The sequence below is a fragment of the Mesorhizobium sp. WSM4846 genome (assembly GCF_055811415.1).
On sequence record NZ_JBVVPZ010000027.1, the window covers coordinates 52,156 to 60,611 of the forward strand.

At 61.9% G+C, this 8,456-nt stretch carries 6 protein-coding genes and 1 pseudogene; 6 read left to right on the forward strand and 1 reads right to left on the reverse strand.

All coding sequences use genetic code 11. The features are described from left to right. The first annotated feature begins 394 nt into the window (after positions 1-394). The 6 genes from AC0L15_RS21480 to AC0L15_RS21505 all read left to right on the forward strand — a co-directional run bounded on the left by AC0L15_RS21480 (position 395) and on the right by AC0L15_RS21505 (position 7,867). Entirely contained in the window at positions 395-1,672 is a 1,278-nt protein-coding gene (locus AC0L15_RS21480; protein WP_473496961.1) for an N-acetylmuramoyl-L-alanine amidase, read from the forward strand. 212 nt (positions 1,673-1,884) lie between these two features. Further along, positions 1,885-4,341, forward strand: a complete 2,457-nt coding sequence (locus tag AC0L15_RS21485; protein WP_287248098.1) for a penicillin-binding protein 1A — start codon at positions 1,885-1,887, stop codon at positions 4,339-4,341. A 141-nt stretch (positions 4,342-4,482) separates the two neighbouring features. Then, positions 4,483-5,614 (forward strand): peptide chain release factor 2 gene (gene prfB / locus AC0L15_RS21490; RefSeq protein ID WP_287248097.1). Its coding sequence is split into 2 segments (ribosomal slippage): positions 4,483-4,548 and positions 4,550-5,614, totalling 1,131 coding nucleotides; the frame shifts between segments, so codons are not numbered across the junction. 444 nt (positions 5,615-6,058) lie between these two features. Then, entirely contained in the window at positions 6,059-6,445 is a 387-nt protein-coding gene (locus tag AC0L15_RS21495; protein WP_287248095.1) for a hypothetical protein, read from the forward strand. Positions 6,446-6,646: 201 nt separating this feature from the next. After that, positions 6,647-7,015, forward strand: a complete 369-nt coding sequence (locus tag AC0L15_RS21500) for a GFA family protein (protein WP_202362926.1) — start codon at positions 6,647-6,649, stop codon at positions 7,013-7,015. Between the two features lie 201 nt (positions 7,016-7,216). Next, entirely contained in the window at positions 7,217-7,867 is a 651-nt protein-coding gene (locus AC0L15_RS21505) for a YiaD family glycine zipper/OmpA-like lipoprotein (RefSeq protein ID WP_077379260.1), read from the forward strand. A gap of 103 nt (positions 7,868-7,970) precedes the next feature. Here the strand turns inward: AC0L15_RS21505 and AC0L15_RS21510 are convergent. After that, positions 7,971-8,456: pseudogene (locus AC0L15_RS21510) on the reverse strand (hypothetical protein); the annotation flags it as partial.

The window sequence follows — 8,456 nt, forward strand, 5'->3', positions numbered from 1 at the left end:
AGGCGCTTCCCCCGCCACGGGCTCACACCTGCGAAATTCGTCGCGATCACCTGTTGCCTTTTCGCCTGACGCGAAAGGAGCCGTCGTTCATCTCACCTGTAGCAGGAAGCTGCGGAGAAGGACGGTTCCAGGATTGCAGTGATCCACCATCGCTTTTATGATTTGGCGGGTTGGAAGGCAACCCCGATTTCCGATGCCGGCAAAATGCAGTTCCGCAACGGAAGCACGGCTTTAAGCGTTGCGTGAAAAGGCTTGGTTAACCTTCTCTGGTTACCAACCGTTAATCGAGTTCGCGGCCTGACCGGCGTTTCGACAAGACGACGACACTCCGACAAGCAAGATTGGCCGACAACAGGATCGGGCGCCTCACGCCAAACCGGAGCCACTGGAAGAGATGGGACTGGCAGTCTTCACGCACATGAGTGATCGCGCCGGAGGCATTTTTTTCTTCGCCGCCCGCTTCCACGCCGCTTGTCTGCTGTTGCTGGTTGTCGCTTGCCTGGCTCTTTCGTCAATCTCCTTTGCCGCCGACGCGCCGCTGGCAGTGACGAGCTACAAAATGGCCGGTGACGCCACCAAGATGCGCATCGTCATGAATTTCGATCGTGAGCCCGACGTCAAATGGTTCCTGCTGCGCGGCCCCCACCGTCTGGTCGTCGACCTGCCAAGCACGAGATTCGCCATCAATGCCAAGGACGTGAAAGCGCGCGGCCTGGTCAGGAGCGTGCGCTACGGCGATCTCGGCGAGGGCGTGTCGCGGCTGATTCTCACCGGCAATGGTCCGTTCGCCGTCGACAGGTTCGACGTGCTCAAGAACGATGACGGCAACGGCTACCGCATCGCCATCGACATGTCGGCGGCGTCCGTGCGGGAGTTCGACGCCGCTCTTGCCAATCAGGCGTTGACCACCGGCTCGACGGTCTCCTCCGACAAGGGCGGCAGGGTCGGCACCGGCCCGGTCTCCAATCCAGGCCATCGCTTCACCGTCGTCATCGATCCAGGCCATGGCGGCATCGACGGCGGCGCCGAAGGCATGAACGGCACGGTCGAGAAGAACGTCACGCTCGCTTTCGCCACCGAATTGCGGGACAAACTCGCCGCAGTCGGCAAATACGACGTGTTCATGACGCGCGAGACGGACAAATTCCTGCGGCTGGACGACCGCGTGCGCATTGCCCGCCAGCACGAGGCCGATCTGCTCATTTCGATCCACGCCGACACCATCAGGGTCAAGGGCCTTCGCGGCGCTACCGTCTACACCGTCTCCGACAAGGCTTCCGATCCCGAAGCGCAGGCGCTCGCCGACCGTGAAAACCTTTCCGACCAATTCGCCGGCATGGAAATCAAGGACGACAACAAGGAAGTAACCGACATCCTGATCGACCTGATCCGCCGCGAGACGCACAGTTTCTCGATGAGTTTCGCCCAAACGCTGGTCGGCCAGCTTTCCACCAGCGTCGGCCTCATCAACAATCCGCAGCGTTCGGCCAGCTTCAAGGTGTTGAAGGCGCCGGATGTTCCCTCCGTGCTGGTCGAACTCGGCTATCTGTCGAACGCCAAGGACGAGGCGCAACTGCTCAGCGCCGATTGGCGCAGCAAGGCGGCCCAGAGCATAACCAATGCCATCGCCCTGTTCGCTTCCGCCAAGGCCGGAGTCGGAACCGGAGGCTGAGATGCCAGCCCTCGCCACAACCAGAGGCAGCGTTGCACGACGACAACACTTTGCACTTATATTTTAGCCATTCGAAGCCGAAATTCCAGGCTGCCGCATTTTGCCCACATGGTGGCGACATGGATTTTCGATTACCGGTCGGGATCGTCTCGAAAGCTTGCGCGAAAGGCGGCTTCGTTTAGGCAATTCCCGAACCAAGGACTGGAGCGGGCATGATTCGTCTTATTGGCTATTTCTTCGGCATCGGCACCGCGCTGGCCCTTTTGGTCGCGGCCGGGGTGGCGATCTATATCAGCCATTTGTCGAAGGATTTGCCCGATTACGAGGTCCTGGCCAAGTATGAACCGCCGGTGACGACCCGCATCCATGCGTCCGACGGTGCGCTGATGGCCGAATATGCGCGCGAGCGGCGCCTGTATTTGCCGATCCAGGCGGTGCCGGATCGTGTCAAGGCGGCCTTCCTGTCTGCCGAGGACAAAAACTTCTACAATCACCCCGGCATCGATATGACCGGCCTTGGCCGCGCAGTCATGGTCAATCTGCAGAATGCTGGCTCGGGCAAGCGCCAGGTCGGCGCCTCGACGATCACCCAGCAGGTGGCGAAAAACTTCCTGTTGTCCTCGGACCAGACCTACGAGCGCAAGATTAAGGAGATGATCCTGGCCTTCCGCATCGAGCAGGCCTATTCGAAGGACCGCATCCTCGAGCTCTACCTTAACGAGATTTTCTTCGGGCTTGGCGCTTATGGCGTCGCCGGCGCAGCGCTCACCTATTTCGACAAGGCGGTGAATGAACTCACCGTGGCGGAGGCCGCCTATCTGGCGGCTTTGCCGAAGGGCCCCTCCAACTATCACCCCTTCAAATATGCCGACCGCGCCATCGAGCGCCGCAACTGGGTGATCGACCAGATGGTCGGCAACGGCTACGTCACGCAAGAGGAAGGCGCCAAGGCCAAGGCCGAGCCGCTCGGCGTCAAGCCACGCCGCTCCGGCACCTATCTGTTCGCCGGCGAATATTTCACCGAGGAGGTGCGTCGCCAGATCAGCGCGCGCTACGGCGAGAATGCGCTCTACGAGGGCGGCCTGTCCGTCCGTACGACGCTCGATCCCAAGATGCAGCTCATCGCCCGCAAAGCCATGCAGAACGGCCTGATGAAGTTCGATACGCTGCGCGGCTATCGTGGGCCGGTGAAGACCATCGACCCGTCCGGCGACTGGGGCGTGCCTTTGAGCGAAGTCAAGGGACTGGACGACGTGCCCGAATGGTCGCTCGCCGTCGTGCTCGACAGCTCGGAGAGCGGTCTGTCGATCGGCCTTCGGCCGAACCGGCAGATCTCGGGCGAACTTGTCAAGGATCGCGTCGAAGGCACCGTCAGCCGCGAGGACATGAGCTTCGCCATGCGTCATGTGGTCGGCGGCAAGACCGTCAAGGCCAAATCGCCGGCGGACGTGCTGAAGCCTGGCGACGTCATCTTCGTGCAGAAGAAAGAAGATACGGATGGGGCCTATATCTTGCGCCAGGCCCCCGAAGTGGAGGGCGGCCTGATCGCCATGGATCCGCATACCGGGCGCGTTCTGGCCATGGTCGGCGGGTTCTCCTATTCGCTATCCGAATTCAACCGTACCACGCAGGCCATGCGGCAGCCGGGTTCGTCGTTCAAGCCGATCGTCTATGCGGCCGCTCTCGACAATGGCTATACGCCGGCTTCGGTGATCATGGATGGCCCGATCACCATCAAGAGCGGCAACACGACCTGGACGCCGAAAAACTACGATGGAAGGACTGCGGGCCCGGCGACCTTGCGGTCCGGCATCGAGAGGTCGCGCAATCTGATGACTGTGCGCCTGGCCAACGACATGGGCATGAAGCTGGTCGCCGAATATGCCGAGCGCTTCGGCGTCTATGATCGACTGGCGCCGTATCTGCCGATGGCGCTGGGGTCGGGCGAGACGACCGTGATGCGCATGGTATCGGCTTATTCGATCATGGCCAACGGCGGCAAGTCGATCAAGCCGACGCTGATCGACCGGATCCAGGACCGCTACGGCAAGACGGTCTACAGGCAGGACGAACGCGGCTGCAAAAATTGCAATGCGGCTGAATGGCAGAACCAGCCTGAGCCGGAACTGGTCGACAATTCCGAGCAGGTGCTCGATCCGATGACCGCCTATCAGATCACTTCGATGATGGAGGGCGTCGTCGAGCGCGGTACCGGCGCTACCGTTGCCGAACTCGGCCGCCACATCGCCGGCAAGACCGGAACGACAAACGACGAAAAGGATACCTGGTTCATCGGCTATACGCCCAACCTCGTTGTCGGCCTTTATATGGGCTATGATCAGCCCAAAGGTCTTGGCAAGGGCGCGACCGGCGGCGGCCTTGCTGCGCCGATCTTCAAGGACTTCATGCGCGTGGCGCTGGACGGCACGCCCAATGTCGATTTCCAGGTTCCCGAAGGCATGAAGCTGATCGCCATCAATCGCAAAACCGGCATGCGGGCCAACCCCGACGACGCCGGCGCCTTTATCGAAGCCTTCAAGCCGGGCACCGGCCCCGCCGACAGCTATTGGGTGATCGGCATGGGTGAGGACGGCTCCAACGCCTCCGGCGGCGCGCTGTCGCCACAGGCCAACCAAGCCATCCAGTCCGGCGGCGGCGGGCTCTACTGACATAGGATAGGGTATTTGGGCCGGTTTTCGAGCCGGCCCATTTCGCTTTACAGGCGGCGGTGCCGTCCCTATGTATCGCGCCAACCCAAGCTCTGCTTAAGCGGCAGGGCACCATTTCAGCACAGGACAGAACGGCCAGCCATGCGCGCGGAAACGCAGAATATTGTCGACGAAATCAGGCAGGCGATAACCCTGCTGAGGAGGCATCTTTGACTGGGATCAAGCCATAAAGCGGCTTGAATACCTGAATGTGCGTGCCGAGGATTCGAGCCTCTGGAACGAACCGCTGGAGGCGCAGAAGCTGATGCGTGAGCGCCAGGGCCTCGAGGAAGGCATCGCCGCAGTCAAAGGCCTCACCCAGGCGCTGGAAGACAATATCGGCTTGATCGAGCTTGGCGAGGAAGAAGGAGATGAGGGTGTCGTCGGCGAGGCGGAAGCGGCGATCCGCTCGATGCGCGGCGAAGCAAAGGCCCGCCAGATCGAGACGCTGCTTTCCGGCGAGGCCGACGCCAACGACAGCTATCTCGAAATCCATGCCGGCGCCGGCGGCACCGAAAGCCAGGACTGGGCCTCGATGCTCCTGCGCATGTACACGCGTTGGGCCGAGCGGCGCCGCTTCAAGGTCGAGGTGCTGGAAGTGCATGACGGCGAAGAGGCCGGCATCAAGTCCGCCACGCTGCTGATCAAGGGCCACAACGCCTATGGTTGGCTGAAGACGGAATCCGGCGTTCACCGTCTGGTGCGTATTTCGCCCTATGACAGCAATGCGCGCCGTCACACCTCCTTCGCCAGCGTCTGGGTCTATCCCGTGATCGACGATACGATCGAGATCGACGTTTCCGAATCGGATGTCCGCATCGACACCTATCGTTCATCCGGATCGGGCGGCCAGCACGTCAACACCACCGATTCAGCGGTCCGCATCACCCATCTCGCCACCGGCATCGCGGTCGCCTGCCAGGCTGAGCGCTCCCAGCACAAGAACAAGGCGAAGGCCTGGGAGATGCTGCGTTCGCGGCTCTACGAGGAAGAACTGAAGAAGCGCGAGGCGGTGGCCAACGCCACCGAAGCGTCGAAGAGCGATATCGGCTGGGGCCATCAGATACGCTCCTACGTTCTGCAGCCTTATCAGCTGGTGAAGGATCTGCGCACGGGCGTCGAGAGCACAAGCCCATCGAGCGTGCTGGACGGCGACCTCGACGATTTCATGGAGGCCTCGCTGTCGCAGCGCATCGAGGGCGGCGCCGGCGAAGTGGTGGCCGATATCGACTGAAGCTTCTAAGCCCCAAGCAGCAGGAACATCACGCTAGAGTAACAGGCTCTTCACTGTAATTGAGCGGGTGCTTTATGGCTCTGTTTTTTCATCGAATTTTCGACAATTACTTCTACCTCCGGGTTCATTGTTGCAGGCCTGCCGTCGCCTGGCCCGGAACCACCGCGAGCTGATTCTCGTTATCCGCGCGATCCCACTGCCGGGGTTGATGAAGTCACTCTCGTCAGCCCCGGCAGGCTGGTTCCGGTTGCAGATGTCGGCGCTCGGTTGCACAGCAATTTCTTGCGCCAGCAAAGGAATCAGCCCAGCATCCGAACGCTGGGGGAAAAAGCATTTATGGCCGGACGCGGCGTATCTGCGACCTGACGAGCCGGCTACTGGGAAGTTACGTTCCAAGAACGGGCAAGCGAAACGCTTGATAACTCGGTGATAGGAATTGCGCCCATGCCTGCTTCCACAACCCGACTGGCCTCAGCCGTCAAGACGGCGCGCCGCCTCCTGAATTCGATCATTGCGGTGGTGGCCCTGACGGCCGTCCTCACTACATTTGCAGCATCCGCCTTGGCGCACGACGCCACGCCGACTGCAGCGAAGCCGCAAGGCTGGAGTTACCCATTCTCCTGTTGTTCCGGCTATGATTGCCGCGCGGTCTCGCAGACGTCGATCAGCGAGCGTCCAGAGGGCTATGTCATCAAGGGAACTGGCGAGGTCGTGGGCTACAGCGATGCACGGATCAAGAATTCGCCCGACGGCGAATATCACTGGTGTTCGGTCGCCGGCGCCAACGACGGAAAGACCATCTGCCTGTTCGTGCCACCGTCGTCGTTTTGATGCTTGTCGCCCAAAGCTTGCTCCAAGGGCATGGCCTGACCCGAGGGTGCGCAGCGGTTTGAGATACGACATGCATCAAAAAGATTGAAGCGCGCCACGCGTCCGACGCAGGCAAGCCGAGCCTGCTGACAGGCGGTTGTCAACAGCGCCTCTTTATGTTGCCTTACCGCGCTGGCGGGAAGCAATCGCGAGGGAGGCGTCATGACCATAAAGGCAAGCTGCCACTGCAGGGCGACGACGTTCGAGGTTTCGGAAGCGCCGCTAACCGTGACGCAATGCACCTGCTCCTTCTGCTCGAAACGCGGCTCGTTGTGGGCCTATTACGTCCCGTCGCAATTCAAGCTCACCAGCCCGCTCAAGAATGTCTCTTTCTATCAATGGGGCTCGAAAACGGTAAAACATGGTTTCTGCGCCACCTGCGGCTGCGGCACCTTCACCGAAACGCCGGACTGGTCGACCGGCAAGCCGAATTTCGACAATCCGAAAATCAGCGTGAATTCGCGCCTGTTCGATGATTTCGACCTCGATCAGGTCGAGGTCGTCGTCATCGACGGCAAGAATCTCTGGTAGCCGACAGTCTCTGCCATCCGGTCGAAATTGCGCAAGATAGCGACCGTTGAATTGACCGGGAAAAGCCATAGCCAGCCGCTTTTCCCCTTCCATTTTTCGCCGCATTTCATGTTACAAGCATAGAGCGACGTGCGTCCACTTGGACGCACAAGGGATGCGGCGCGCCACTGGTGGGACCGCGGACTGGAGAGGGACTACCTGATGAAAAAGACTGTGCTCGTCGCCGTGGCGACGGCTGTGCTCGTGAGTGCCTGCACCACAACCGATCCGTATACCGGACAACAGAAAGTTTCCAACACTGCGGCCGGCGCCGGCATCGGCGCGCTGGCGGGTGCGGGGCTCGGCCTGCTCGCCGGCGGCAACGATCGCCGCAATGCGCTGATCGGCGCTGGCGTCGGCGCGCTCGCTGGCGGCGCCATCGGCGCCACGATGGACCAGAACGAGGCCGAACTGCGCCGCCAGCTTCAGGGTTCCGGCGTCAGCGTCACCCGCAGCGGCGATCAGATCATCCTCAACATGCCGTCCGACATCACCTTCAACGTCGACCAGGACGCGGTGAAGCCCGGCTTTTATCAGGTGCTGAATTCGGTAGCACTTGTGCTGAACAAGTTCCGCCAGACCACCGTTGACGTGTTCGGCCACACCGACTCGACCGGTGGCGACGAACACAATTTCGACCTGTCGCAGCGCCGCGCGCTGGCAGTCGCCAATTATCTGTCCGGGCAGGGCGTCGATACCCGCCGCTTCGCCGTCACCGGCTTCGGCAAGACGCGTCCGATCGCCTCCAATGCGACGGCCGCCGGCCGCGCCCAGAACCGCCGCGTCGAAATCCAGCTCTCGCCGCTCACCTGAGCAAGGCAGGCAGAAGACGGCATTGCACATGAAAACGGCCCCGCAAGGGGCCGTTTTTGCTGGTATTTGAGAATTTCTGCTGTGATCAGCCCAATTTCTGCTGTTAGCCCTTGGCGACGATGCGCATGAACGCGGGCATGTCGTCACCGAATCCGACGGTCCCATCGTTGTCTTCCTGGCGATGGCGGGTCGGGCGATTGCCGTCGCGCTGCGGCCTGGTGTCGCCACGTTCCGGCGCGCGCTGTTCGTTGCGATGGCGATCGGGCGAAGCCTTCCGTTCGGGTGAAGCTTGGCGTTCGGGTGAAGCTTGGCGCTCGGTGTTTTCCGAGCGGATCGCTTCCTTGCGCGCGCGCCGCTCACCGGCATCGGCGACCGCGGTCTCGGCCGCCATTGGCTGTTCCTCGCGCGCCGCATCCGGTGCGGCAGCTTGGCTTTGCTTGGCGTGGCGTTCGCGTGGTCTGCGTTCGGCCCTCTCCTTGCCATCGTCCTTGCGGCCGGGGGGGGGGGGGGGGGGGGGGGGGGGGCGCGGCGGCGGGGGGGGGGGGGGGCCCCCGCCCCCCCCCCCCCCCCCCCCGCCCCCCCCCCCCCC